Raw genomic sequence first — 25,954 nt, 5'->3', positions numbered from 1 at the left:
ATGGCCAGTTAATTTTAATCTTTATTGATTTTAGGGGTTTATATTCGGAAATTTTGCTGTATTTTTTAAATTTTACGCTGCAAAATTATGCAATGATTTAAGTTAAAAATGTCTGTATATTGTTAATTAATAGTTGTATGTGGTAATTCGTTATTTGCCTTTTTTTAATTGGTTATATTTGGACAAAATTAACTGCTTCAAAAACAATTTAATGGATTTTAATGACATTGAGGAAGGTGCCCTTATCAACCTTCTTGCCAGGTCTTTCGGTGTTCCCCTTGAAAACGGAGTCTTAAACTTTCCGGCAGAAATAGGCTCCGGGTATATTCGCCGTCTGAAAATCAATCACAAAATGCAGGTTTTTATTCGCAATTTTGAATTAAAGAAGGAAAGGCGTGTCATTCGCGAGAATATTGAGAATGATAAAAATCTGATTATTATTGCTTTTCATAATATATTTAAAACTGATCACTATAAAGAAAATAATACTTCAGGTCTTTTGACATCAAAAATCAATCTCCCTTCTGCCTTAATTAGCAGTGTTAGTCTGGATCGGGAAATAATTCTGCCTGCAGGTATGAAAACCAGTTCGATCGTTATAGCAATTTATTCGGATTATTTAAAAGAACTTCTTAATTCTCAGGAAAATAGTAATTTAATACAAACCATTGTTTCAGGTGAACAATCCTTTCTGTTTGAGGAGATTGTCTCACCCGAAATGCAGGAGCTTGCTGCCAAGATTGTAAATGCGAACGTACCCGATCAATTGCAGGGACTTTACTTTAGGGCTAAGGCAGAGCTTTTAATTTATTTATTGCTGGTCGAATTATTGAAACGAAATGAAACTTCATTGGCGAGTATAAACGCTGCCGATGTAAAAATTATGTATCGGGTCAGGGATAAAATTCTCCAAAATATTAATGAGCCTCCAAGATTAGAAGACCTGGTTTTGTTTTCAGGCATGAGTAAGTCTAAACTGCAAAATTTGTTCAAACAGGTTTTTGGCGATAGTATTTATAATTATTATCAATCCTTCCGAATGCGACAAGCTGCAGATATGATACGTGAGGAAAGAATCTCTGTCTCTCAGGTGGGCTATATTATGGGGTTTTCAAACCTAAGCCATTTTTCACGCATGTTTGAAAAACATATTGGGTTTAAGCCAAAAAGATACGCGCAATTAAGTAAATGATTATTCAGCACTACAGTGTTATTTTTCCTTTCTTAAAAATAAGCTCTTTTTTTTAATGGGTACTACCGCCTGTATTTATTTCAATTCTAAGGTAAAATAATTTGTCTGTATTTCGTACTTCACTATAATCTGTGAATACGGTTAGTCAGCTTTAGATTTTTATCTGATGATTACTTTGTAGTCATATGTTGTTGTAATGCAATGATTTGCTTTTTATCGAAACCAATTAACGACGATAAATACGCAATTCACGGTCTTTAATGCTGTATTGGAGGACAGGTAAGAAATTTGTCGAAAAGAATTTTTATTTTTATCCTATGAAAGATAAATACCAGTCCCATTTTGTGTTTTTAAGGCATCTGTCTTTTTGGGTCATCATCGTTTTATATGAAGTTGTAAATGAAGGATGGAAATCCCGGGACAGGTTTTCTTTGGAGCCAATACCTGAAATGTTTAGTATTATACCGATAGCAATACTACTTACGTATTATAACTTGTATGTTTTAATGCCCCGGTATTATTTCACGGGTAAATACTTCGTATATAGTATTGCCTTAATTGTACTATTGCTTGCAGGTGGTGCCTTGCAGCGATTTTGCAGTTATGTAATCTGGGTTCCTTTGAGCGAAATCTATAATCCGCTGTCTTATCAATCCGATATAAAATACTATTGGAATAGTATTCGCATTCTGAGAAACAGTTTTTTGTTTTTTCCGATTGTTGTTGTGGCAATGCTCCTAAGAATTATGAGGGTTTCTGTTAATAAGGAAAAAAGATTTCTGGAGATGGAAAAGCAAAAAAAGATAGCTGAATTAAACCTCCTGAAAGCCCAGATAAATCCGCATTTCTTTTTCAATACCTTAAACAGTTTATATGCATTAACTCTTAAAAATTCAGAAAAAGCGCCGGAGCTGGTGCTCAGACTTTCTGATTTGATGCATTATATGTTATATGAGGCCAGTGCTGATACAGTTTTATTGAAAGATGAGATACGGCATCTGGAAGGCTATATCTATATCGAGAAAATGAGGTTTTCAGATCGTCTGGATCTTTCTTTTCAATACTCAGGAGATCTGGAAGGAAAGTCAATATTCCCGTTGCTTTTGCTGCCTTTTATTGAAAACGCCTTCAAACACGGAATTGCCAATCATGCCGGCTGGGTTACTATAAGTATAAACGTACTGGACAATGAACTGTTTTTAAAAGTAGAAAACAGTTTCCGGAAAGTACAGGTGGAAAAGCCTCATGGCATAGGGCTGGCAAACGTTAAAAGAAGATTGGATTTAACTTATGGTGATAAGTATAAATTAGTGATTCATACGTTTGAAGATGTATTTGAAATTGAATTGAAAATTAATTTATGAGAAAAATCAATTGTGTTGTAGCCGATGACGAGGAACTGGCAAGAGAAGTTATCGAAAGTTATATCGCCAAGATCGGGGATCTGAATCATATTGGCTCGTGTTCAACAGGAGTTGAGATTTATAATATGTTGAATACTGAAAATGTGGATTTATTATTTCTGGATATCCAGATGCCTGAAATTACAGGAATTGAATTACTAAGAACATTAAAAGATCCGCCTCTTGTAATCATTACCACTGCTTACAGGGAATTTGCCCTTGAAGGCTATGAACTCAATGTACTGGATTATCTGCTCAAGCCCATATCATTTGAACGGTTCCTGAAAGCAATAGATAAATGCATCACGATAAAGGGAAGTAAAGAAGAAATGCAGGCTAAAAAACGCATCACTTCTACAAATAATCCAGATTCATTTATCTACGTTCGGTCAGAAAATAAAATGGTGCGGATTTTACTCCGTGATATTCTTTATATCGAAGGCATAAAAGAATATGTAAAAGTACACACAATAGAAAAATCAGTAATAACGTATCATACCCTTAGTTATTTCGAAGAAAAGCTTTCCATTGAACTTTTTATGCGGGTGCACCGGTCCTTTATAATTGCTTTTGGACATATAAGCAGTTATACAGCCAATGAAATTGAAATTAGCCAACGCATTATTCCTATTGGTGTTACTTATGCTAAAAAAGTCATGCAAAATCTCGAACAAAAATCATAAGAGTTGAGGCGTATCGTTTTATAAATCCGAATTCAAAATAGGTTAGGCTTTTTTAAACCATTGGGATCATTGCATCTTCCGATCGAAAAACTATATAAAAAATTGAAAAAAATGAAGATTTCAAAGGAAAATAAATAAATATAAAAACAATCAAAAAACAATCAAAAAACAATCAAAAAACAATCAAAAAATTTTAAGAAGATGAAAAAAAATAATACCAGGGCACTATTATCATTAGTTTTTCTGCTCCTGCAATTAGGGGTATTTGCGAATCCGATTCAGCCCCGCTGGATACAACAGCCTGCCATTTCACCCAATGGGGAGTGGATTGCCTTTGGCTATAAAGGCAATATTTTTAAAGTAAAACAAAGCGGAGGAGAGGCTATTCAATTGACGAATGGTGGAACTTACAATGGTTATCCCGTCTGGAGTAATGACAATAAGCGTATTGCATTTACTTCCGCTATAAAAGGTAATTTTGATATATATGTTATGAGTGCTTCAGGTAAGGATCAAATTCGGTTAACGTATAATTCAAGTAAAGATATTCCTTATTATTTCTCAGAAGACGACCAGAAATTGTATTTTGGGAGTTCCAGAAATGATGTATATACTTCTGCGAGATATCCTTTGAATGATATGTTTATAAAACTATATGCAGTAGCTGTAAAAGGCGGCAGCAGTCAGATGGTGAATAGTGCAGGTATGGAATTTGCCCATTTTAGTAAGACAAATGATGCCATTATATTCCAGGACCATAAAGGCAGTGTGGAGAGCGCTTACAGAAAGCACGCCGTATCTTCTGTAACAAGAGATATCTGGGTATATAAAATAAAGACAAACTCCTATATCAAAGTATCAGATTTTAACGGTGAAGACCGGGAACCTCTATGGGGGAAAAATAATGATATTTATTACCTCAGTGAAAAGAACGGGTCACAAAATCTTTATAAATCGTCTCTGGATGATCCCTCTAAAATGATTCAGCTTACAAATTTCGAAAAGCATCCTGTACGCAGCATCTCGAAGGCAGTCCACGGAAAATTTGCCTTTACCTATAATGGCGATCTATATACCTTAGAAGAAGGAAAGCAATCCGTAAAATTATCTTTCACATTAAATGATAATTCAGGTGATCCTGTTACTCCGATTACCTTAGAAAAAGCCTCAAAAGATATGGATGTGTCATCAGACGGAAAACAGTTTGCTTTTGTTTCCCGTGGCGATGTATATGTTTCGTCCGGCGATGGTGCAATTACCAAAAGAATTACCAGTACTCCGTATCAGGAAAGAATGGTTAATTTTAGCCCTGATGGCCGTACACTGCTTTTTTCAACAGAACATAATGGCTCCTGGGATATAGACCAGGTTAGCATTGCCGATCAGGCCCAGCCTTATTTTTATTTAGCAGCTAATTTTGTACGGGAGACTGTAATTGGAAGCAATAAAGACGAGTTTCAGGCCGTATTCTCACCGGATGGAAAGAAAATAGCTTATCTGGAAGAGCGCTCTGTTCTAAAGACTTATGACTTAGTTTCTAAAAAATTCAATACCGTAGTGCCACCAGGTGTAAACTATTCTCAGAGTGATGGCGATCAATATTTTACCTGGTCACCAAACAGTCAGTATCTGATTGTAAAGGGCGATAATATCCTGCTTGTAAAAGACGACCAGTCGGCAAAGTTGGTGACAATAAGCAATAGTGCTTTTGAAAACAAAATGGCACATTGGGGCGCCAGTGGTAATGTCATGTATTCTTTATCAGATTTTAACGGTCTAACCAATTTCACCCGTACTACAAGCCAGTATGATATTGTTAAAACCTATTTGGATGCCGAAAGCTGGTATAATGATAAGTTTAAGACAGTTCATTCTGCCGGAACGACTCCCCTGGAAACAGATCTGAAAGGACCGTTTAATTCTAAAACCATAACAAAAGCGCCGGCTTCTATTTTGGATATCACCATTTCAAATGACGAAAAAAAAATATACTTTCTCGGACGCTATCAGAATAATTATGACTTGTATGTGCTGGATACAGAATCCGGGAAGATCAGTCTCTTGGCTGAAATAAATGCTCAAAATCCTAAAATGAAAATGAGTCAGGATCAAAGCAGTATTTATGTAGTTGTCGATGGCAATAAGGTTAAACATATCAGTATACCGGAGGCAAAGGTAAACAATCTCCCGATTAAGATTGAAACAGATGTCAACAGGACTGGAGAACGGGTCTATGTATTCGATCATATTTATCATATTATGAAAGATAAATTCTCAGATCCCAATTTAAATGGAGTAGACCTTGATTTTTACTATACCGCTTATAAAGAATTTCTGCCTTTTATAAATAACAATTACGATTTTCAAAGACTGTTGAGCGAGTTTTTAGGAGAGTTGAATAATTCTCATTTAGTTCCTCACTATTGGCCAAATCTTACAGATCAAGATACTACTGCAGCATTAGGATTGCTTTATGATGATGCGGGAATCAGCGATGGGATAATGGTAAAAGAAATCATTGCTGAAGGTCCGTTTGATAATGGAAAGACAAAATTGAAAGCGGGGATGATTATCGATAAAATAGACGGTAATGCCATTACTCAAAAAGAGGACTGGTCTAAATTTTTAAACAATAAAGCCGATAAACTGATCCGGATTGATTTTCATAATAGCAAGACCCATGAGAAATACCAGGAAGAAATTACACCGATTGACTCAGATACTGAAGCAGAAGTTTTATTGTACAAGCGCTGGATAAAAAAAATGGAATATTTGACCGATAGCCTTTCGGGAGGAAAAATAGGGTATATTCATATCAGGCAAATGGGAGAGGAGTCCTATCGTGAACTGTATGATAAGGCATTAGGCAGCTATGCAGACAAAAAAGCTTTATTGATTGATACCAGGTATAATAATGGGGGAAGCCTCACGGGTGATCTGGTCACATTTTTGTCCGGAAAGGTATATTTGACAGAGAGGCGAAATGGAATTTCAGCGCATTCTCAATGGCCTGAAAATAAATGGAATAAACCAAGCTCCGTGGTGATGAATGAGACAAACTATTCGGATGCTTCCATATTTCCTTACGTCTACAAACATCTTAAAACAGGTAAACTTATCGGAATGCCGGTTCCTGGTACCGGTACCGGAACTTCGGGGGAAAGACAGATCGATCCCGAGCTGGCAGTTGGTATTCCCGACAGAGCCGTTTATACCACAGGAGAAAAGCGTCGACTGGAAAATTATCAAATAGAACCGGATATCCGTGTCAGTAATGACTATACCAAAATCTTATCCGGAAGTGACCAGCAGATCGAGGCTGCTGTAAAGGAATTACTGAGTCTTCCGTCTGAAAAATAAAGTAGTCAGGAATTTGCAATTTGGAAATCAGTAAAACCCTATTGGTCGGCTGATTTCCAAAGTGCAAATGAATGTTTAGAATTGGTAGCAGCTAAATTTTAAAAAACAATAAATAAACTATTACTGGCCGGATGCTGTTTGGCTTTTCTTATTCTGATAATAGCGTTTTGCCTTTATCTGACTGCCGCAAGTTTCCATACTGCACCATTTTCGGCTATTATTTTTGCTATTGTCTAAATACAGCCAGCCACAATGTCCGCATTCCTTAATCCTGTGAATCTGACCGGACAGAAATAGTTCATAGCCTGATTTTATTATGGGAAGCAGGTAATCGTTTAAATTGCTATTATTTATTTGAAGTATTTCTGCGGGTATTCCATGATCTGCCTGCAGTTTTGTAGCTTTTTGAACTTTTAGGATCAGTTTTTCAAAAAGATTTAAATCTCCTCTGCTAATCGTTTCTTTTTTCGACAATCCGTAAAAAATGGTAAAAAGTATGGTTCTTGTTTCGACGATTTCATCGAGATCAAAAAGTATTTCGGTCTGATCTAAATCGTTTTTCTTAATTAAATCTACTTTAAGAAGCCAGGCAATCCAGTCTTCTTTACTTAAAATAAGGCTTACCGGGTTGGCTACAGTTCTGTCAAAAATGGTATTGATAAAATTTAGACAAAGATGATTACCGTCCAACCGCAATTCATTGTGTATAAAAACATCATTTTTCATACTGTAAAATAAAACTTTTAATACCTGTAAAACAAATTTTGGAGGTATAAATATTTATAGATATATTTACACTGTCATAACTGTTTTTAGTGGTGATAAAAAATTGGCAATTTATACCTAAAACTATGTCTCTGATCCATATTCGAAAAGCCGAAATAACAGATGCTAAAAGCCTGAGTGAATTAATTTGTGAGAATGCCCGGAAAATATTAAAGCCGCATTACAGTGAAGTACAATGGGAAATTTTCATTAAATATTATGCTGTTGAAACAATGGCAACTAAAATTACAACCCAATTGGTTTTTTGTGCGGAGAAAGATGATGAAATAGTGGGGACTATTGCACTCGATGGAGATTTTATTGTGGGTTTTTATACCAGGCTTCAAAGCATGAATCAGGGGATTGGAAAACTGCTGATCACCTCTTTAGAAAATCACGCACTAAATAGCGGATTAACAAAACTACAATTGGCATCAACACCTGAGGGTTTAGATTTTTATTATAAAAACGGCTGGCAAAAAGTAAAAAATTTTACTGTAAATCATTACGGGGTAGAATTTGAAGAAACATTGATGGTTAAAGAATTAAAAAACATATAAACTATAATTTATGATTATTCGAAAAGCAGCGAAAAAAGACATGAGTGCAGTGCTGGACTTAATAAAAGAACTGGCGCGTTTTCAAAAAGAACCAAATGCGGTACTAATTTCTGCAGAAGACCTGATTCGCGAAGGCTTTTCAGACAAACCTTTATTTCAATGCCTTGTTGCCGAGGCCGATGATGAAATTATTGGGATTGCCTTATACTATTATAATTTTTCAACATGGATCGGTAAAACCATTCATTTGGAAGACTTAATTGTGAGGGAGGACAAACGGGGCACCGGCGCGGGTTTGGGACTATACAGTGAAATTATTCGATTGGCAGAAAGCGAAAATGTAAAACGGGTAGAATGGCTGGTGTTTGACTGGAATGTATCAGCCATTGATTTTTATAAAAAAACAGGCGCAAAAGTAAAAGACAATTTAGTAGTTGTTCAGATGGACCATCATGGAATTACTGAATTCACAAAATAAATCCGAAAAAAAAGTAACAAAAAAACACGAACCAAAACACAATAAAATTGCAATAAATACTTTTTAATAACAGACTCAAAATTAAATTTTACAATACTATGGAATATTCAAAAAATTACACTGTTGCAGACGGACATATAGATGTACAAGGCATTATGGACGGTTTATATTATCCTTTTTATATGGAAGAATGCCGTCACGATTACATTAGGGAAGTCCTTGGTTTTGATTTTGTGGAACAGGCAGAAAACGGTGTATTTATGGTTTTATCGGAATACAGCATCAAGTTTATCCGGTCCCTTAAAAAGGATGATAATTTTGATGTGACCTGTGCTGTTTTTACCGATGCCAAAGGTTTGCCACGTCTTCATTTTAAGCAATCAATTATAAAAAACGGAAAAACAATGGCTACAGGAGTATTTACAGGAACCTGCATTCCTGCCACTGGAGGCAGACCTTATTTGCCTGAAGAGTTAAAAGCCAATTTTGGCGATGCACCAGCCTTAGAAATATAATTTAGGTTAACTTTTATAAAATCAAAAACAAAGTCGCTCTGACTAATTAGTAACAGAGCGACTTTGTTTAATAAATACATTATTTTCTTAGAAATTAATACCTGACCTTAATGACCACTGTTTTATCTTGGTTGGAGACTTCAAATTTGGAATCTTGAAAATTTGGAGAACTAAGCGGGGGAATAATGTTATTTGACGCACCGTAACCTTCTTTCGGTATGCCAAACATATTTTTGTTCATCACCCCATCTGAATTGGCATCATGCAGAATCGAAACCGCATAGGTACCGGGTTCTATATTGTCGAATACTATTTGTGCCGAATTGTTTTTAATTTTTGATGTTATTGTTTTTATTGCAAGCTTATTGCTGTTAGGAAAACCTTCTGATTTATTGTACAGGTTAATGATACAATTTCCATTTGAGTTTTTGAAGCCATTTACAACTACTGTTACTTTATAGTCTGCAGTATTGGAATGGAATGATACTAATGCTCCTAAAGCTATCAGGACGGCTAATGATTTTAATATTTTCATTTTGTCGGATTTTAAATTAATACTTTCGATTTTGTTGTTTTATAAAAATATAATTGGGTTTTTATATAAAGTTTTGCAGCTTCTGCTACATTTCAAATTCTTTGCATTTAGATTCCAGAAGCGGTAATTTAAAGTTTAGCTCTCTGGCAATTTTTAGTACATCGCGTCCATAAGAGATTGCCTCTTCGGGATTATTGTGACTGTAGACCATCGTGGTAAATGGCGGGCTTATCTTAAGTAAAAATCGCACCATTAAACTACCTATCCAGGCTGGTCGCCTGTACATTTTTATATCTTGTACATTATTGGACAAGTTTATGCCACGCTTTTCTACTAATTGTAATAACTCACGAACCTGAAGCATTATGTCTTTTAAATGTTTAGTCGAACTAAAAACTTTTTCGACATCACGCACTTCCAGTACTTTAGAGAAAAAACCTGCATCGACAGCAAAGTGTATCCACAGCCAGCCCCGAAAATCAGAATGTTCTTTTATTTTAAAACCAGTTTTTGTAAAAAGTGCTCTTACAGCTTTTTCCCTGGTGGTTGGTTCGGTGCCAAAAGTCCCAAAATGTACATCGGGCAAAATCGCTCCATTAAGAACACCATCGGCATCAAATCCACCACCGGCCAGAGGAAAGCCCCAGGCCAGTTGTTCTTTGGGAAAAAGAGCAGTTTCCTGCAGGGGATCTGTCCAGAAATTATTAAAAATAAGCACCGTTGCCTTGCCGATTTTAGGCGATAGAAAATCTGCCACTTTTGCAAACTGATAATGCTGCACACTAACAATAATGAGGTCATAATCGTGCTGATCCGGAATATCAGTAATTACTTTGGTTGTCCATGTTTCCCTGTGCATCACACCTGCAAGTTTTTGTCGTGCATCAAGAATTTTTACTGAAATCTCAGGATTGTATCCTCTGGCGCTTTCTGGTCTAATGTAAAAAGTTACATTGTGTCCTGCCTTCTCAAAAGCCCATCCGTACTGTGTGGAAATAACCCCTCTGCCAAACATTAAAATCTTCATATTTTTTAATTTATTTTACTGAAAAACAGCTTTTGTTTCTTAAAATTTCACTCAAAATTAGACACAATATAATACCTTTGCAAGAGGGTACTTCGAGGTGAGATACACACCAAAAGGTTATAAATGAATGGATAAAAGGATGAACGGAGAGAAAAAAAACGAAAATTTTCAAAACTTACAAAAAGCACTGACAGAGAATTCTTTTGAAGGACATTTTTGCTCGCTTTATGTGTTTTATACCATCATGGGAAACAAGTGGACTTTGATGATCATGGGCAGTCTTATCAATGGCACAAAACGGAATAGTGACCTGCAGCGAGAAGTAGAAGGTATTTCTCCTAAGATGCTCAACCAAACTTTAAAACTTTTGATTAAACATAAAATGGTGGATAAAAAAGTATATCCGGAAGTTCCGCCAAAAGTTGAATACTGGCTTACGGAATTTGGGAAAAGTACGGCCGATCCCTTAATGGCTTTACTAAATTGGACCGTCGAGTGGCAGGACGAGCTTAAAGAGTTTCATTGACAAATTCACCAGCATACATTTCATCATCTTAAACAAAAATCCGGACCACGTAAATTTACATGGACCGGATTTTTTTATTTAAGATAAATAGGGCAGAAGCCTTTTTGGCATGCTCCTGAAATCCTCGTTTACAGCTGGTGCTTATTCTGAAAATTTATTCTTTATTAATTTGTCAATGCTAATATTACCCGGGCCAAAAATAAATAGCAAAAGTGTAACTGCTAAATATATCGCCACTAATTCTCCATGCACATCTGTAATTTGTAATTTGTGAAAGAATACAAATGCAACAAGTAAATTAATTGACAGGAGTAAGGTGCTTATTCTGGTAAACAGACCAAAAATGATGAGGATGGAGCAAATTCCATCGGTCGCTAATGCAAAAATTAAACCCGGAAATTTACCAATACCTATAGGGTCAGGAAAAATCGCAAGCATAGCATTGAACGTGAATATTTTTTCAATTCCATGATTGATAAAAATTAATGCTCCCAGCGCAATTCTTAAAAAAAAGAATGCTAAGTCGACAGATATAAGAGGCTGATTGAATTGTTTTATTTTAAACATTGAAGTATGATTTTAAGGTGAAAATTCCGAATTTTAATACATGACTTTTTGGTATGCTAATAAAAAGTTGAGGTGTTTTAGAATTTCCCATTTTGATTTTTCCAATTATCCTTAGAGGGAATTTCCTCAATAGTGTCCCAGTGCTCGGCTATTTTTCCGTTTTCGACCCTGTACAGATCGTAGAACGAATCATGTTTTCCTGCCAGATGTCCTTCGCTTACAATGAGAACAAAATTACCTTCCCCTAAAACTTGATGAATTTTGTCATATTTCATGGTGATTCCCTGCTTAGCCCATTTTTCCAGTGTTTTTCCTAATCCTGATAATTGATCCGGAACATTAGGATTATGCTGAATGTAGTGGTCTCCGTTAAAATAACCTGCTAATTTTTCCATTTTACCGTTTATTAAAATATCCGTAATGAAATTTTTAACCAAAGTTTTGTTCGCTTCTGTTTTATCAAGGTCTTTGATTTGGGTGGTACCGTCAATCATAGTATGCCCGCTCGGATTTGGGCTTGCCGTTTCCTGCAAATTGTCCCAATGTTCCACAATTTTGCCGTCTTCAAAGCGAAAAATGTCAAAACCAATTTTAGGTCCGAAAAAATTATAGTCTGTTTGTGTAAAAACAAAGTTACCGTCTTCAAAAGAACGAACGGTATGTACTCTTGCCGAGTGTGGTGGTAAAGATTGCATCAAAGCACCAAAACCCGCCAGACCGTCAGCTGCATTTAGATTGTGTTGAATGTATTTGTCTGGATTAATGTATTTTACAGGCTCTTTGTCTCCTGTTTCAATTGATTTTAATAAATGGACTACCTTTTGTCTGTTGCTTAATCTATCAGAATTTAGAGATTTTAAAGCAGGGTAAATTTCTTTATAAGAAGATAAACTCACTATTAAAACCAAGGCGGCACTTACGATTGTTATTTTCATTTTGTTAGGTTTAAATTACCATACAAAAGTGCCAGGTTTTTAAAAATAACAAAAGGTAGAAAAATGCTTTTAAATGATACTTTTACGCCAAATTGATTTTTTCCCTAAACTCAGTTGGTGTTGCATGAGAATGTTTTTTAAAGTATTTAATAAAATAAGTGGGTTCTTCAAATCCTAAACTATAGCCGATTTCCTTAACGCTTTCTCTGGTGTGTGCTAAAATTCTCTTGGCCTCCAGCATAATTCTGTCATCAATCATTTCTTTTGGTGTTTTGCCTAAAACCTTCGTTGTAGCCTGGTTCAGCCGTTTTTCTGTGATGCTGATCTGTCTGGCATAATAATTCACCTGTTTTTTATTTTTATAGGTTTTTTCCAGAGATTTTTTAAAAAGCATCACATAATCAAAATCAGTATCCTTTTTAATTTGAGAAAAATTCTGGCTACTTCTTTCTCTTTCTGCATGCAGCAGGAAATTATGCAGCAGATTTTGTAAAATAGCAGTCTGGAAATGGTCTTTGGAGTTTTTTAATTCTGTTTGCATCTGTTGAAATAATTCTTCAAAATGTGCAGCTGTTTTTTGAAGACTGACCGGAAAATTTGAAAATAAATCGTTGAACAAAATGCTATTTTGTAAAAACGTAGTGTCGCTCTCTGTTGTACAAAAAAAGCGTTCTGTAAATAAGATGGCTTTCCCAACGACATCCGTTTGATCGTCAAAACGGTGCACAATATCCTTGTTGAGGAATAACAAAGAATTGAAATCTATTTTTATTGGATTAAAATCAACCAAATGCGTGCAACTGCCACTTTGAAACCAAATGATATGATAGAAATCTGTTCGATGGATAACAGTTAGTTTCTCTTTAAATTCTTTGTATAAATCAGCTAAATCTACAATTTCAAATTCTATCGAAAGTTCTTTTTTCAGATCATATTTTATAATGTCTGTTGTTTTTTTCAGCGCATCACTACAATTACTGGTAACAGTTTTGCCTTTCCTATTTTGTGGAACCTGAGCCGTTTCAGGATAAATTTTGTGCAAATCTTTCATGTTTTTATATGGAATTATTTAAGCAGTTTTAAACCATTTTTTTATCGGCGGAAGCCAAATTTTTGTAAAGTTCACAGGTACTTCTTTCAACCCGGCATTCTGATAGCCTCCGATCTCTCACAGACCAGATTGCTAGTAACACTATTGTTTATGTTATTTGATTTAAAATGTAAAAATGATGCGCTTCTACTTAAAATGAAAGATAGAAATGTGCCTTTAAATGATACTTTTACGCTAAAATAATTTTAATTTAAATTATGGGGACGTAAATTTCAATTTTTTTTTGAAGTTATAACAAAGGAGAAATATTCATTAAAATATCATTTTGCCTCATCTTTAAATCCTTGTCCTGATTTTGAAAGTGCAATTCGCGAACTTTTTATAAATTCAACAATCATATCATTTTGCTTTAGTAGGATATATAAATCATCTAATTCTTTTTCATGGCCGGAAACTTCAAATATCATAAAGTGTTTATCAATTGATATTGCCCTGGCGCCCATCTTCCTCAATACTATTTCGATTGGTTCATTGTCTGTAACTGCAGCTGTTGGAATTTTTAAAAAACAGAGATGCCCAAATATGATTTCCTCATTTGTATTATAGTAACATTTAAAAACATCTATAATTTTTTCTAACTGGAGGACCAGATTGTGTACAACTTCCGGACTGGTCCTAATAACAACAGTAAATCGGTACATTTTAGTAATTTCACAAGTAGATACATTCAGACTTTCAAGAGCAATTTTCTTTCTTAAAAACATAATGGCTATTTTATTTATCAAGCCTGTTTTATCTTCCGTGTAGAGCGTTAAGGTATATTCCTGTTTCATTTTGTTCGAATTTTTAATAGTATTAAAAAATATTTTTCGTAAAAGATGTTGTGTTTAAGGCATAAAAAAAAGCCTTTCTCATCAGGACAGAGAAAGGCTTTTTTTTGTTCCATAAAATCCTGACCCGTCAAGTTTGACGAATGATAATAATTGAAACCGTAATGATATTTTGTTTTAGATTTTCCATTTTAATGTAAATAAAAAAGCCTCCGGATGAGGGAGGCTTTAAAATTTATATGTATACTATCTATAATACCTCTCGCTATTTATCTAATGATAATAACGGTACTAATTGATACGATGTTAATTAATTTTTTCATTTTTTTTACTGACTGCAAATGTATTATTTTTTTATAAATATTCCAGCTTATTTTTAAAATCCGCTTAATTTGCCCGTAACCAATATACAAACAAAAGAGCGGGTGATTTAGGGAAGCCTTCTCATTTTCAATATTTTTTTATTTGCATATTGTAATTTATGTATACTTATGATTACTTTATCCTGACAAAGCTATAGCGTCGTCCTAACCATCTTGTTCCTTTACCATCGGCAAGCATGAAATACTGGTCTTTCACGTCGCTGTTTTCATCCTTAAAAATAAAAGACTGATCCATTATCATTAATTGGCCTTTTATATCGGCTGCGTCAGCTACAACAGCGAAAGGTGCAAAATTTAAGTCAATTTTAGTGCCGTCTCCACGAACATTACCCCATGCAGGCATTAGGCCAACCGGCGCACGGGTATCGAAAGACACATAATTCCAGCGGCTTTCCAATTGGTTGAAGGTGATTAGGTCAGTACGTCTTACATCATGATGCAGGGTATCTTTCAATGGTCGTATAAATTCCTGTAACATCAAACCAATCATCACACGTTCGGCTACCATGCCCTTAATTACAACAGCTTTTGCTCCGGGATATTCCCATACAGTTTCGGTAACGTTCCAAAGCCCCGCTCGTTTGGCTAAAACAGAATTTTCAGGCCCCAATTCATTCAGTGCTTCTTTAGCAGATTTTTTTTGTTGGGAAAAGGATAAAAAAGGTACTAACAGCAGTAACAGCTTTATCATTTTAAAGCATTTAACAGATCGATTACTATTTATTTTTTTGTTCATAATTTGATGATTTTATAAATTGCTTTCAATTAAAGGTTTACGATCACTTTGCCAACAGTACGTCCGCTCTCAATTTGGTTATGGGCTTCAGCCATTTGGTCGAAACTAAATTCTTTTGAAATGTGAGATTTTATCGCCCCGGAACTAAGGAGTTCAGCAATATGTTTCATATCAGCTCCATTTGAAGTTACACTTGTATAAGCTGTTTGTATCGACATGGCGTCTGCCTGAACTTGTACTTCCGGACTGATATTGGTAAGGATGCTAATCAGACTCCCACCGGGTCTGATGACCTGCAAGGAATTAAGTATACTTTGATTGTCAAGACATTCTAAAACGAAGTCAACATTTTCGACGCTTTCGCTTAAAGTCTGGGTTTTGTAATCAATATGTTCATCTGCTCCGACAGACAAAACGAAATCTTTATTGGCGGCTGAAGAAGTTCCAATCACGTATGCCCCAAAGTGTTTGGCAATTTGTACCGCAAAGTGCCCAACTCCGCCAGCCGCAGCATGTATTGAAACACGGTCTCCCGATTTGATATGGGCCCTGTTTACCAGATTTTGCCAGGCAGTCAGTGCCGCCAGTGTCGCGCCTGCAGCCTGAGGATGTGAAATACCAGCGGGTTTTTTGGCTAAATGAGCGGCAGGCGCTGCTACAAATTCTGCATACGCTGCCCCCAATCCCGGGAAATTGACCATACCGAAGACCTCGTCTCCAGCTATAAATAAAGGAGAGTTGGACTGAATGACAATTCCTGAAATATCCCAGCCTAGAATGTACTCCTTTGCCGGATCGAGATTAGCGTAGATATAAACCCCCAAACCTTTTCTTGTTTTGATATCTATTGGGTTGATACTAATACTTTCGACTTTAACCAAGACTTCATCCGCAGTAATCGAGGGTTGTGGCACTTCTTTATAAATGAAATTCTCCACAGCCCCGGGGGTTTTTAAAAATATTGCTTTCATAAAATTAATTTTTTATTGTTTGTAGTACAAAATTATACTTAAAAACCACCATTTAGAAAGTATAAGTTTTCTATAAATAAGTATATTTACACCATGAAGAAGGAAACTTTACATACGCCTTATGAAATAAGCTTTAACGAAGCTGAAGTCTGCTCTAAGTTTGAGCACGGTCATAATTTTTTTGAATTAGCTTTTATACGATCGGGTACAGGAAGACATATTTTAAATCAGTCAGAATGTAAATATCATGCCGGACAGCTCTATTTGATGACACCGGAAGACACGCATCACTTTGTAATTGAGACTAAAACAGAATTTTTTTTTCTCCGCTTTACCAATATGTACTTAGAGAAAAATAATTTTGGCAGTGACAGCCTGCAGCGTCTGGAATATATTTTACAGAATGCCAATCATCACAATGAATGTATTCTCAGGAATATTTCTGACAGGAGCTTTGTTGCACCTGTTATTGAGACCATTTATGAGGAGTACACCTTTAAGCATTTGTATAACGAAGACTTAATACATCAGTTAATAAATACTTTAATTATAATTGTAGCCCGAAATATTGCCACTTTTTTACCTGATTATATCTCTGAAACGACAGAAGAAAAGGCCGTTAAAATATTGCAATATATTCAGCAGAATATTTATGATCCTGAAAAGTTAAAAGCAGAGCAGATCAGCAGCGTATTTTCAGTATCGACTGCTTATGTTGGCAGGTATTTTAAAAAACATACCAATGACACCCTACAGCAGTATATCGCCAAATACAAGGTTAACCTGATAGAGCATAGAATAAAGTTCAGCGATAAACGTATGAACGAAATAGCATATGAATTTGGTTTTACGGATGTAAGCCATCTAAACAAGTTCTTTAGAAAACAAAGAGGATATAGTTTAAGGGATATACGGGCACTTTAGCTCTACTTAAAAATAATAATGCCATGACAGAAAAAATAAAAAAAGTTTAAGCTTTCGAATAAATAATAGTTAACAAACTAGTAGTGACTAAAGTATAATTATTATGTTTGTATCCGATTTAATTTGACGAATGAAAAACTTTTACTTTTTAGCAGTTTTATTATTGAGCATTTTCCTGATGCCGGATAATACTTTTGCGTGTGGAAGTAAATCTAAAATAGCTCATTCTGCCACAGAAATGTCATCAGCTACTGGTAAAAAAGATTGCTGTGCGGCTGCTGCCGGGCATAAAAATAAAAAGCATCATTGCTGTCATAATAATTGTAAAGACGCTAAATGCATTTGCGTACCATCTGCAACTGTTTTTTTAGTATGTAACGCAACTGCCTTAAAAGCCGGAAATTATGATTTTTGCAATGAAAATCAAAAATCCAATCATCCCGAGAATTCTGTTTCTTCGGGTTTCTCTTCTCTTTTTTTGAAACCAAAAATAGGTTAAATTCAAAAGTGACAGCCACAAGTGTGTTAAATTAACAGCTAATATTCTGCTGCTTAAACTGTTCAATTAAAAAAATTTACCGGAAAAGAATTATAACAGTCTAATAGTGACAGCAGAATAAGACATGGTCTTACGCTGCCTTACAAAAGATGCTATGTATGGGAGAAAAAGCCGGACAAAAACTAAATTTAAGTAAAGTTTTAAAAAAATGAAATCAATAATAATATTATTCTACGCGATACTAATGCTAAGTATTTCAGTATCTCAGGCAAACCTACACGCCCATATGACGTGTCAAAATAACAAAACAGAAACATTAGATACTATAAGAGCTGAATTTAATTTAAAAAAGAAAAACACCGCAAACCTTATCCGTGGTAAAAGCCCGGACCGAATATTAAAATTTTACGAGTATTACTTGCAGGAAAATGACATAAGCAGGGCAGATTCATTAATTTCGAATATTTTAAAATTAAAAGATGACGTGGGCTACCGGTATAAAATCAGCCTGATTTCTTATAATTATACGTCAGACGCCAGGTCGCAACTGCTATTCGTCTCAGATACTGCTCGTGTCAAAGAGTATCGTGATTACTTTTTAAAAACCGGTATTTCATCGTTAAAATCAAATAAGGACCTAAGGGCGCACTATCTTGGTTTGGTTGCTTTGGATGCTGCGTACTATAAAATTGCCCCTGATAGCGTCACAAAGAAAAAAATGGGAAGGGATTACAATAGTCTGGCCTGGTACAGCCTTGTAACTCAAAAATTAAATGATGTGGCGTATTATTTAAATCAAAGTATGAAGTATGATCCCGAATCGAAATATCCTATTTCCAATAAACCGCTGCTGTTTTTATTACAAGGACATTATCAGGAAGCAGAGGCTCTTTATATAAAATTAAAAGACCAGCCTTTTGAAGAACCCAACTCAACTTTTAAAGATGAGTTTTTGGAAGATTTAGCCTTAGTAGAGGCAGAGGGAATCAAGATCAAAAACGTAAAAAAAATCAGAAGGATATTAAAATCAAAAAAATAGAAACCCTGTATTTTTGAAGATTTCCACTCAGGGAACTTTCTGTATAAATCTCCAAAGTCTTTTTAAACTTTGGAGATTTTTTTATGTCATCAACGCTATAACTCCGACAGTTGCAAAAATATTTTTAAAAACGCCCTTAAGTTTATGTGGTGAAAAAAAAGTATTTAAAAACCATCAATCGTCCAATAACAGCCATTAGTTATCTATCTTTCATTATGAGTTTCCGTTTTATTTTTGCATTGTATAACAATAATAAAATACGACAATGAAACACATAGACAAAATTGCCGTTGTTACGGGAGGCAATCGCGGAATTGGAAAAAATATCGCTTTACAGCTTGCAGAAAAAGGCATAGATGTTATCCTTACCTACCACACCCACCAAATTGAAGCTTTAGATGTTGTTGAGCTTATAAGGGAAAAAGGCCGTAAAGCAGCAGCACTTCAGCTGAATTCTGCTGCTATCGCTTCATTTGATGAATTTTTTAAAACGCTATCTGGTACGTTAACGGAAAACTTTGGTACGTCCAATTTTGATTATCTTATAAATAATGCAGGCATTGGATTAAATGAGCCTTTCGAATCTACCTCTGAGGCACAATTTGATCAGTTGGTTAATGTACTGTTTAAAGGTGTTTATTTCTTTACCCAAAAAGCGCTGGGTTACCTTAATGATAACGGTGCTATTATAAATATGTCGAGCAGGCTTGCACAGTCCAGTGTATCGGGGTATTCGGCATATGCTTCTATTAAGGGAGCAGTAGAAACTCTTACCCGTTATCAGGCCAAAGAATTGTCTGCAAGAGGTATCAGGGTTAATGCAATAGCTCCGGGACCAGTAGCCACCGATTTTGGAGGAGGTATCGTTAGGGATAATCCGCAATACAACGCCTTTGTTAAAGCAAATACCGCCCTGGGACGGGTAGGTGAACCGGAAGATATTGGCGGTATAGTGTGTTTTTTATGCACGCAGGAGGCAGGCTGGATAACTGCACAGCGTATTGAGGTTTCGGGAGGGATGAATTTATAATTTAATTTTAGTAATGAATACAAATACAGATTTAATAAGCAATAACGAAAAAAGTTTTGCAAAAATAATGACGCCAATTATCCTGTCAGTGTTTGCGGTCTATTTAACAATTGGAATGACGCTGGGAACACTGCCGGGTTTTGTAAAAAACGATCTTAAATTTAACAGCTTTATTGTGGGACTGGTAATTGGCCTGCAGTCGCTTGCTACTTTACTGACCAGGGCATATTCAGGAAAAGTGACGGATACTGAAGGTGCAAAGACCAGTTGCCGAAAAGGCATATTGCTAATGGTAGTTTCGGGAGTTACCTATATAACAGCGTCTTTGTTTACAAGTAGTACATTACTTGTTTTAGGTTTATTGATAGTGGCAAGAGTAATACACGGAATAGCTGAAAGTCTTGCCATAACAGGAGCCTTGTCGTGGGGTATTGGTCTGGTTGGCACGCATAAGTCGGGGCAGGTAATGACATGGAATGGTATCGCTATGTATGCAGGGATTGCCATTGGTGCTCCGGCTGCCTTATGGCTCAAAAGTTCCTGTGGTATGACAGCAGTCTTTATTATCATTAGTCTGCTTTCTGTTGCGGGCTGGCTTTGTACGGTAAGACTGCCATCCTTACCGGCAGATGCATCTCATATACGGGAACCATTTTATAAAGTAATTGGTCTTATATCAGTACAGGGGCTGGCACTGGCATTTTCGGCGATAGGGTTTGCCTGTATATCTTCCTTTATTGCATTGCTTTTTTCTGATCATAACTGGGGAAATCCATCAATGGCTTTCATGGCATTTGGTTTCTTTTACATCCTTACAAGGGTCTTTTGTTCTTCTTTTCCCGATAAATTTGGCGGTTATAAAGTGGCGGTCGTATCATTGTTTGTCGAATTTGCAGGCCAACTGCTAATAGGTTTCTCGCCAAATAAAACAATAGCCATAGCAGGCTGCAGTCTCACAGGAATCGGATTCTCTTTGATATTTCCGTCTCTGGGTGTACTGGCCATACAAAAGGTAGCGCCGCAAATGCGCGGCACAGCTTTAGGGGCTTTTGCAGCATTCTTTGATCTTTCCCTGGCACTGGCAGGTCCGCTAGCGGGATTAGCAGCAGCTTATTATACTTACAGGTCAGTTTATTTCCTGGGTGCCATCGGCTGTTTGCTTGCCGTCGGAATCTTACTGGCTAACAGGGCTAAAAAATAATGCGCTTCCAAAACTAAAAAGAATCCTCTGAGAATTGACGCTCTCAGAAGATTCTTTTGTTTAAACCAGGTAGCAGCCTATTTTAATTAAAACTCTCCCGGTAATCCCCGTACACACGGTTGTCAAAACTTCCGGTACTCTGAGTATTTAAAGTAAATAACCAAGCCACTGAACTTTATGCAAAGGTTATCAGTAAAAAAAGAACAATAGCTTTGCGATCTGAATTTTGTTGTTTTTTCATGGTGTTGAATAGTACAGTTGGGCTGTGCTCTCCGGGCAAACCGCGGGGCAATCGAATTATAAAATTATCAGATTTAAACTTCTTAAATCGATGCGGCTTTATTAATTTTCCTTTGTTGTATAATTTGATACACCGTACCCGCTATAAAAAGGACCAAAAGGATTAACAGTGTATTGGCAATTACCGGATCTTTTATATCTTTTGCCAGTGGATGCCCAACAGGAACACGGGTGAAGGTTTCGTTAACAGTTGGTACCAATGAAAGGAAAAAGCTGAAAGACAGGCAAAAGTTTTCAAAATAGCGGGCCCTGATAGATCCTTTCTTTCTCCAGTTCAGAAAATAGGCTTCCAATATTAATATAACGATTAGTATTGAAAAAGCATGCCCAGGATTAAATCCTCCGTGCTTAGATATACCTAATGCGGTTAATGAAGTAACCAATGTACAGTAAAAATAAATTTTACCTGTGAGTTGACCTAAGTCAATTTTGCCATATTTTACAAATGCTATTATTGCGGCAATGATGGCTACAACGCCTATTACAGTGTGAAAAATGCCTAAATTTGATAATCCCATAATTTTGAATTTTTAAATTAATTGTCATAATCGACAGTACAAAAGTAATTTTAAGGGAAAAGCCGGATTTCGTTAATTAGCTCAATCTTTTGGCAATTTGGTTCAAATGGTTTATACGGAACTCCTGTAATGTCCTGTGCCTGCATGCTGTAAGATTGAAATAAAACTGAAGTCAAACCAATAATCTTCGGATAAAAAGTTTGAAATTTGCAAAATATACTTCACCCATGGCAACATCAACAGAATCTCTGGAAGAATTTTACAGACATAAATTCAATATCTTATCACAAAATCTCACGAAGCATACGGGGCAATTCAATGTGTTTAGAATTGAGGACCGTATTGCCACAAATACAACAGCTGCCAACTATATTCGCAGGGATTTTTTTAAAATTATGCTGTTTAGAGGGAATACTGTATTTCATTACGGAGACAGGAGTATTGCCATTAACGGTACTACTTTGTTGTTCTTTCATCCTAAGGTCCCGTACACTTATGAGGCATTGGAGCCGGATACCAAAGGGTGTTTCTGTGTGTTTAAAGAAGAATTTTTTCAGGACAGTTTCCGTATTAATTTAAGTGAATTACCGCTTTTTTCAGTGGGAACTTATCCGGTTTTTAAACTCAATGATGAAAATTACGGTGAGATCAGTGCCATTTTTGAAAAGATTCTTGCCACTATTGAAAAGGACTATATCTATAAGTATGAATTGATTAAGAGCTATGTCGGTGAACTTATCTTTTTAGCATTGCAGCTGCATCCGGCAGTTGATCTTTATCGGCACGTTGACGCAGGTTCGCGAATGACAGCTGCATTTACGGAGCTTCTTGAAAGACAGTTCCCAATTGAATCGACAACGCAGCGTTTTGAGTTAAGGTCACCCAAAGTGGCAGCTGAAAGGCTTTCCGTACACGTTAATTATCTCAATAGGGCAATAAAAAAAACGACTGGACGCACAACTACAGATCATATTTTCGAAAGGCTTGCTACCGAGGCAAAAGCGTTGCTGAAATATACCAACTGGAGCATAGCCGAAATTAGCTATGCACTCGGATTTGAGGACCAGGCGCATTTTAACAACTTTTTTAAAAAACAAACCAACGGCAGTCCATCGTCTTTTAGAAAGGTTTGAATTTGACAAAAAATGGTTCTGTTTCAACAAAACGGCACCAGTTATCTGTTTTAACTTTGCCTAAAAATAATAATGATGAGCACAAGTAAAGTTTGGTATATAACGGGAGCCTCCAAAGGAATGGGATTAGCACTGACGAAACAACTACTATCTAAAGGGCACAGCGTTGCAGCTACCTCAAGATCAGTGAAAGCATTTGATCCATTCACACACTATGGAGAACGGTTTCTGGCATTGGAGACAGATTTAAAAAGTGAGCAATCTATTGAGTCTTCACTTAAAAGCACCATTGAAAAATTTGGACGGGTAGATATAATTGTAAACAACGCAGGTTATGGTTTGGGAGGCGCATTGGAAGAACTTACCTCCGACGAAATAAACGAAAATTTCGAAGTGAATTTTTTTGCTGCCGTAAAGGTTGTTCAAAAAGCTTTGCCCTATCTTAGAGAACAGCGTTCAGGTCACATTATTAATATTTCATCAATAGCAGGTTTTGCTCCGGGGTTGGGATGGTCCATGTATTGTGCTGCAAAATTTGCATTAAGTGGCTTATCCGAAGCGCTTGCAAATGATTTAAAGCCACTGGGAATACATGTTACAAATGTTTTGCCGGGATGGTTCAGGACAAGTTTTGCAAAACCGGATTCTATTGCTTACAATAAAAACCAACTGCAGGAGTATAATTACCTGCGCGAATATCATGAAAAAATGAACAGCATGGATGGGGTACAGCCTGGAAATCCGGACCTCATAGCCGATGCTTTATTACAGTTGATCGTTAGCCGGAATCCTCCGGTAAACTTATTTTTAGGAAGCGATGCTTTTAACAGGGCAAAGAGTAAAATTGAGCAGCTACATAAAGAAATGTCCGACTGGGAATCGGTTTCTGTTTCTACAGATTTTTTATGACAGCAATTAGAACTGCAGTCATTTGTTTAAAGAACTTAAATTTTTAAAGTTTTCTTTTTGGACTAAATTGCCAAATAATTGGTCTTATCCACATAATCCTTCCTGGTTTTGTATGGCATCTTTGTACCGTCAATAATGACATTCAAATTTAAAAATGCAAGAAGGATGAAACGTACAGCAAAAGCACAGTGGACAGGGAGTGTAAAAGAGGGAAAAGGGGAGCTAACTACTCAGAGCGGGATTTTAAACAAAACAAATTACAGTTTCAAAACCCGTTTTACCGGAGAAGAAAAAGGAACAAATCCTGAAGAATTATTAGCAGCAGCACATGCAGGCTGTTTTACCATGGCCGTTAGTTTTGCATTGACAGAACAAGGCATGCCGCCAACAGCATTGACCACTGAAGCTGTTTTGTCAATGGAAGGTTTTGATATTTCGGGAATACATCTTTCTATTACAGGTATTGTACCGGGAATTAGTGCAGAGACTTTCAATGCCTTAGTAAAAGTTGCTGAAAAAGATTGCTTAATTTCTAAAGCGTTACGTATAGCCATTACATCTGAAGCTCATCTTGCATTTATCGAAAATTAAAAAAGAGTTTTACGGATCATGAAAGAATTAAATACAACATTTCGAGGAGTGGTTGATTTGTATTGTGATCACATGAAAGTCACTTGTTACGCAGGAAAATTTCTTGGCATTACCGAATATTGTATGACATGGAAATCATAGTTTTTTAATTTTTCAGCAAATATTATCTGTTTTATGACCTGAAGTATTGCCTGCTTCCGGTCATAGTTATTAACTTGCGTAATGAAAATATAAGTACCTAAGTGGAGGTTACGAAGCACTATCGTACTGAGTATATGTTTTTACCGGATATTGTACCCCGGTTTCCTTAAAAAACTTTGCAGCATTCTAAGGAATGGTATGTTGCATTTTCGGCCATTATATTTGAAAAATATGTCAGCAAAAAAAGAGGCTATAGAAGTACATAAAGATGAACTGGGAAGCATTGGAGTAGATCTGGCAACCTTCGACAATCTGAATGAATATTTACATGTTGCGCACCGTGACAATCATTATATGTTCATCATTCAGCAAACCGGTTATTTTCTATGGGAATTGGATTTTAATGAAATAAATCAAACCGGACCTTCTGTAAGTTTTGTAGCTCCCGGACAGATGCACCGCTATCTCGATGTTAAAGAATGCAGCGGCTGGCTGGTATTTGTCGATAATGAGCTGGTGCCCGTTCAGTATCGTGAAATCTTTACCTCTTGTTTAAATTTAAAACAAGTTGCTGCAGTAGACCATGATGAAGCGGCATTTAAAATACTTCCTTTACTTGTAGAAATGCTTAAAGAAGAATCCCAACCGCTGTATAAATCGGTAATAAGATCAATGATAGAAACTCTGGCAGGAATAATGGCTACAAGAATTTTGCTGTCCCAAAATCTGATGCCTTATATTGGCGGGACAAAATATAATACTGTTGTTACCTTTAAACAGCTTGTTGGTGAAAAAATTAAAGAAAGCAAACAGGTTCAGGAATATGCATCGCTTCTTAATATCTCGCCCCTGTACCTTAATGAAATCGTAAAACAAATTACAGGATTCCCGGCAAGTTACTGGATCAATCAGGAAATTTTACTGGAAGCAAAACGAATGCTTTATTATACCACACTTGATGTTAAACAGATAGCCTACGAACTAGGTTATGAAGATCATGCTTATTTTTCACGTTTTTTTAAAAAGAATACTGCTATGACCGCTCTTGAATTCAGGAATTTAAAACCATTAATTATCTAATAATAGTCATTATCTTGTGATTTAATATTAAATTCTTACCGCTTATTTTTGTTTTCATTTGGGCAGTTTTAC

The 25,954-nt window shown here is 36.1% G+C and carries 27 protein-coding genes; 17 read left to right on the top strand and 10 right to left on the bottom strand.

Annotation, left to right across the window (positions count from 1 at the left end):
* The first annotated feature begins 211 nt into the window (after positions 1-211).
* The 4 genes from D0817_RS02265 to D0817_RS02250 all read left to right on the top strand — a co-directional run bounded on the left by D0817_RS02265 (position 212) and on the right by D0817_RS02250 (position 6,638).
* Complete coding sequence (locus D0817_RS02265) at positions 212-1,192, top strand: helix-turn-helix domain-containing protein (protein ID WP_127336759.1); 981 nt, start codon at positions 212-214, stop codon at positions 1,190-1,192.
* Positions 1,193-1,509: 317 nt separating this feature from the next.
* On the top strand, positions 1,510-2,556 hold the full coding sequence (locus tag D0817_RS02260) for a sensor histidine kinase (protein ID WP_161568407.1): 1,047 nt from the start codon (positions 1,510-1,512) through the stop codon (positions 2,554-2,556).
* A complete protein-coding gene (locus D0817_RS02255) occupies positions 2,553-3,278 on the top strand; it encodes a LytR/AlgR family response regulator transcription factor (protein ID WP_127336757.1) in 726 nt (241 codons plus the stop codon). Before D0817_RS02260 ends, D0817_RS02255 begins: the two co-directional genes overlap by 4 nt.
* 201 nt (positions 3,279-3,479) lie before the next feature.
* Entirely contained in the window at positions 3,480-6,638 is a 3,159-nt protein-coding gene (locus tag D0817_RS02250; RefSeq protein WP_127336756.1) for a S41 family peptidase, read from the top strand.
* A 120-nt stretch (positions 6,639-6,758) separates the two neighbouring features.
* Here the strand turns inward: D0817_RS02250 and D0817_RS02245 are convergent, their stop codons facing one another.
* A complete protein-coding gene (locus D0817_RS02245) occupies positions 6,759-7,364 on the bottom strand; it encodes a CGNR zinc finger domain-containing protein (RefSeq protein ID WP_127336755.1) in 606 nt (201 codons plus the stop codon).
* A gap of 125 nt (positions 7,365-7,489) precedes the next feature.
* Between D0817_RS02245 and D0817_RS02240 the strand changes: the two genes are divergently transcribed.
* The 3 genes from D0817_RS02240 to D0817_RS02230 all read left to right on the top strand — a co-directional run bounded on the left by D0817_RS02240 (position 7,490) and on the right by D0817_RS02230 (position 8,956).
* Entirely contained in the window at positions 7,490-7,963 is a 474-nt protein-coding gene (locus tag D0817_RS02240; protein ID WP_127336754.1) for a GNAT family N-acetyltransferase, read from the top strand.
* A 10-nt stretch (positions 7,964-7,973) separates the two neighbouring features.
* Positions 7,974-8,441 carry a GNAT family N-acetyltransferase gene (locus tag D0817_RS02235; RefSeq protein ID WP_127336753.1) on the top strand — a complete coding sequence of 156 codons (468 nt, stop codon included), beginning with the start codon at positions 7,974-7,976 and terminating at the stop codon, positions 8,439-8,441.
* Positions 8,442-8,539: 98 nt separating this feature from the next.
* Positions 8,540-8,956: an acyl-CoA thioesterase gene (locus tag D0817_RS02230; protein ID WP_127336752.1), complete on the top strand. Its 417-nt coding sequence runs from the start codon at positions 8,540-8,542 to the stop codon at positions 8,954-8,956.
* A 94-nt stretch (positions 8,957-9,050) separates the two neighbouring features.
* Here D0817_RS02230 and D0817_RS02225 read toward each other — a convergent pair whose 3' ends face one another.
* On the bottom strand, positions 9,051-9,491 hold the full coding sequence (locus D0817_RS02225; RefSeq protein ID WP_127336751.1) for a DUF2141 domain-containing protein: 441 nt from the start codon (positions 9,489-9,491) through the stop codon (positions 9,051-9,053).
* 85 nt (positions 9,492-9,576) lie between these two features.
* Positions 9,577-10,518 carry a ketopantoate reductase family protein gene (locus D0817_RS02220; protein WP_127336750.1) on the bottom strand — a complete coding sequence of 314 codons (942 nt, stop codon included), beginning with the start codon at positions 10,516-10,518 and terminating at the stop codon, positions 9,577-9,579.
* A gap of 127 nt (positions 10,519-10,645) precedes the next feature.
* Between D0817_RS02220 and D0817_RS02215 the strand changes: the two genes are divergently transcribed.
* Positions 10,646-11,044: a winged helix-turn-helix transcriptional regulator gene (locus D0817_RS02215; protein WP_127336749.1), complete on the top strand. Its 399-nt coding sequence runs from the start codon at positions 10,646-10,648 to the stop codon at positions 11,042-11,044.
* A 141-nt stretch (positions 11,045-11,185) separates the two neighbouring features.
* Here D0817_RS02215 and D0817_RS02210 read toward each other — a convergent pair whose 3' ends face one another.
* The 6 genes from D0817_RS02210 to D0817_RS02185 all read right to left on the bottom strand — a co-directional run bounded on the left by D0817_RS02210 (position 11,186) and on the right by D0817_RS02185 (position 16,517).
* Positions 11,186-11,611, bottom strand: coding sequence for a DoxX family protein (locus D0817_RS02210; RefSeq protein WP_127336748.1), 426 nt, complete (start codon positions 11,609-11,611; stop codon positions 11,186-11,188).
* Positions 11,612-11,688: 77 nt separating this feature from the next.
* A complete protein-coding gene (locus tag D0817_RS02205; protein ID WP_161568406.1) occupies positions 11,689-12,546 on the bottom strand; it encodes a nuclear transport factor 2 family protein in 858 nt (285 codons plus the stop codon).
* An 82-nt stretch (positions 12,547-12,628) separates the two neighbouring features.
* Positions 12,629-13,597 carry an AraC family transcriptional regulator gene (locus D0817_RS02200; protein WP_127336747.1) on the bottom strand — a complete coding sequence of 323 codons (969 nt, stop codon included), beginning with the start codon at positions 13,595-13,597 and terminating at the stop codon, positions 12,629-12,631.
* 320 nt (positions 13,598-13,917) lie between these two features.
* Positions 13,918-14,430, bottom strand: a complete 513-nt coding sequence (gene ilvN, locus D0817_RS02195; RefSeq protein ID WP_127336746.1) for an acetolactate synthase small subunit — start codon at positions 14,428-14,430, stop codon at positions 13,918-13,920.
* 492 nt (positions 14,431-14,922) lie between these two features.
* Positions 14,923-15,501 carry a hypothetical protein gene (locus tag D0817_RS02190; RefSeq protein WP_127336745.1) on the bottom strand — a complete coding sequence of 193 codons (579 nt, stop codon included), beginning with the start codon at positions 15,499-15,501 and terminating at the stop codon, positions 14,923-14,925.
* A 74-nt stretch (positions 15,502-15,575) separates the two neighbouring features.
* Positions 15,576-16,517, bottom strand: coding sequence for an NADP-dependent oxidoreductase (locus tag D0817_RS02185; RefSeq protein ID WP_127336744.1), 942 nt, complete (start codon positions 16,515-16,517; stop codon positions 15,576-15,578).
* A gap of 93 nt (positions 16,518-16,610) precedes the next feature.
* On the opposite strand from D0817_RS02185, the gene D0817_RS02180 reads away from it, so the two are divergent.
* The 5 genes from D0817_RS02180 to D0817_RS02160 all read left to right on the top strand — a co-directional run bounded on the left by D0817_RS02180 (position 16,611) and on the right by D0817_RS02160 (position 21,210).
* Positions 16,611-17,441: a helix-turn-helix domain-containing protein gene (locus tag D0817_RS02180; RefSeq protein ID WP_127336743.1), complete on the top strand. Its 831-nt coding sequence runs from the start codon at positions 16,611-16,613 to the stop codon at positions 17,439-17,441.
* A 130-nt stretch (positions 17,442-17,571) separates the two neighbouring features.
* Complete coding sequence (locus tag D0817_RS02175) at positions 17,572-17,940, top strand: hypothetical protein (protein WP_127336742.1); 369 nt, start codon at positions 17,572-17,574, stop codon at positions 17,938-17,940.
* 208 nt (positions 17,941-18,148) lie between these two features.
* Positions 18,149-18,979, top strand: coding sequence for a hypothetical protein (locus tag D0817_RS02170; RefSeq protein ID WP_127336741.1), 831 nt, complete (start codon positions 18,149-18,151; stop codon positions 18,977-18,979).
* Positions 18,980-19,244: 265 nt separating this feature from the next.
* The gene (locus D0817_RS02165) at positions 19,245-20,009 is read left to right on the top strand and encodes an SDR family NAD(P)-dependent oxidoreductase (RefSeq protein WP_127336740.1); all 765 of its coding nucleotides are present in this window, start codon (positions 19,245-19,247) and stop codon (positions 20,007-20,009) included.
* Positions 20,010-20,022: 13 nt separating this feature from the next.
* Positions 20,023-21,210, top strand: a complete 1,188-nt coding sequence (locus D0817_RS02160) for an MFS transporter (RefSeq protein ID WP_127336739.1) — start codon at positions 20,023-20,025, stop codon at positions 21,208-21,210.
* 323 nt (positions 21,211-21,533) lie between these two features.
* Here the strand turns inward: D0817_RS02160 and D0817_RS02155 are convergent, their stop codons facing one another.
* Complete coding sequence (locus D0817_RS02155) at positions 21,534-22,028, bottom strand: hypothetical protein (protein ID WP_127336738.1); 495 nt, start codon at positions 22,026-22,028, stop codon at positions 21,534-21,536.
* Between the two features lie 227 nt (positions 22,029-22,255).
* On the opposite strand from D0817_RS02155, the gene D0817_RS02150 reads away from it, so the two are divergent.
* The 4 genes from D0817_RS02150 to D0817_RS02135 all read left to right on the top strand — a co-directional run bounded on the left by D0817_RS02150 (position 22,256) and on the right by D0817_RS02135 (position 25,882).
* Positions 22,256-23,161, top strand: coding sequence for a helix-turn-helix domain-containing protein (locus tag D0817_RS02150; RefSeq protein WP_127336737.1), 906 nt, complete (start codon positions 22,256-22,258; stop codon positions 23,159-23,161).
* A gap of 75 nt (positions 23,162-23,236) precedes the next feature.
* Entirely contained in the window at positions 23,237-24,070 is an 834-nt protein-coding gene (locus D0817_RS02145; protein ID WP_127336736.1) for an SDR family NAD(P)-dependent oxidoreductase, read from the top strand.
* 165 nt (positions 24,071-24,235) lie between these two features.
* The gene (locus D0817_RS02140) at positions 24,236-24,661 is read left to right on the top strand and encodes an OsmC family peroxiredoxin (RefSeq protein ID WP_127336735.1); all 426 of its coding nucleotides are present in this window, start codon (positions 24,236-24,238) and stop codon (positions 24,659-24,661) included.
* A gap of 372 nt (positions 24,662-25,033) precedes the next feature.
* Positions 25,034-25,882 (top strand): helix-turn-helix domain-containing protein, encoded by an 849-nt coding sequence (locus tag D0817_RS02135; RefSeq protein WP_161568405.1) that lies wholly within the window; start codon positions 25,034-25,036, stop codon positions 25,880-25,882.
* Positions 25,883-25,954: the final 72 nt, after the last annotated feature.

The organism is Flavobacterium cupreum (assembly GCF_003996965.1).
In the GTDB taxonomy this organism is placed as follows: domain Bacteria; phylum Bacteroidota; class Bacteroidia; order Flavobacteriales; family Flavobacteriaceae; genus Flavobacterium; species Flavobacterium cupreum.
Note: the sequence above shows the minus strand (reverse complement) of the source record. Positions and strands in the feature narration are given on the sequence as shown.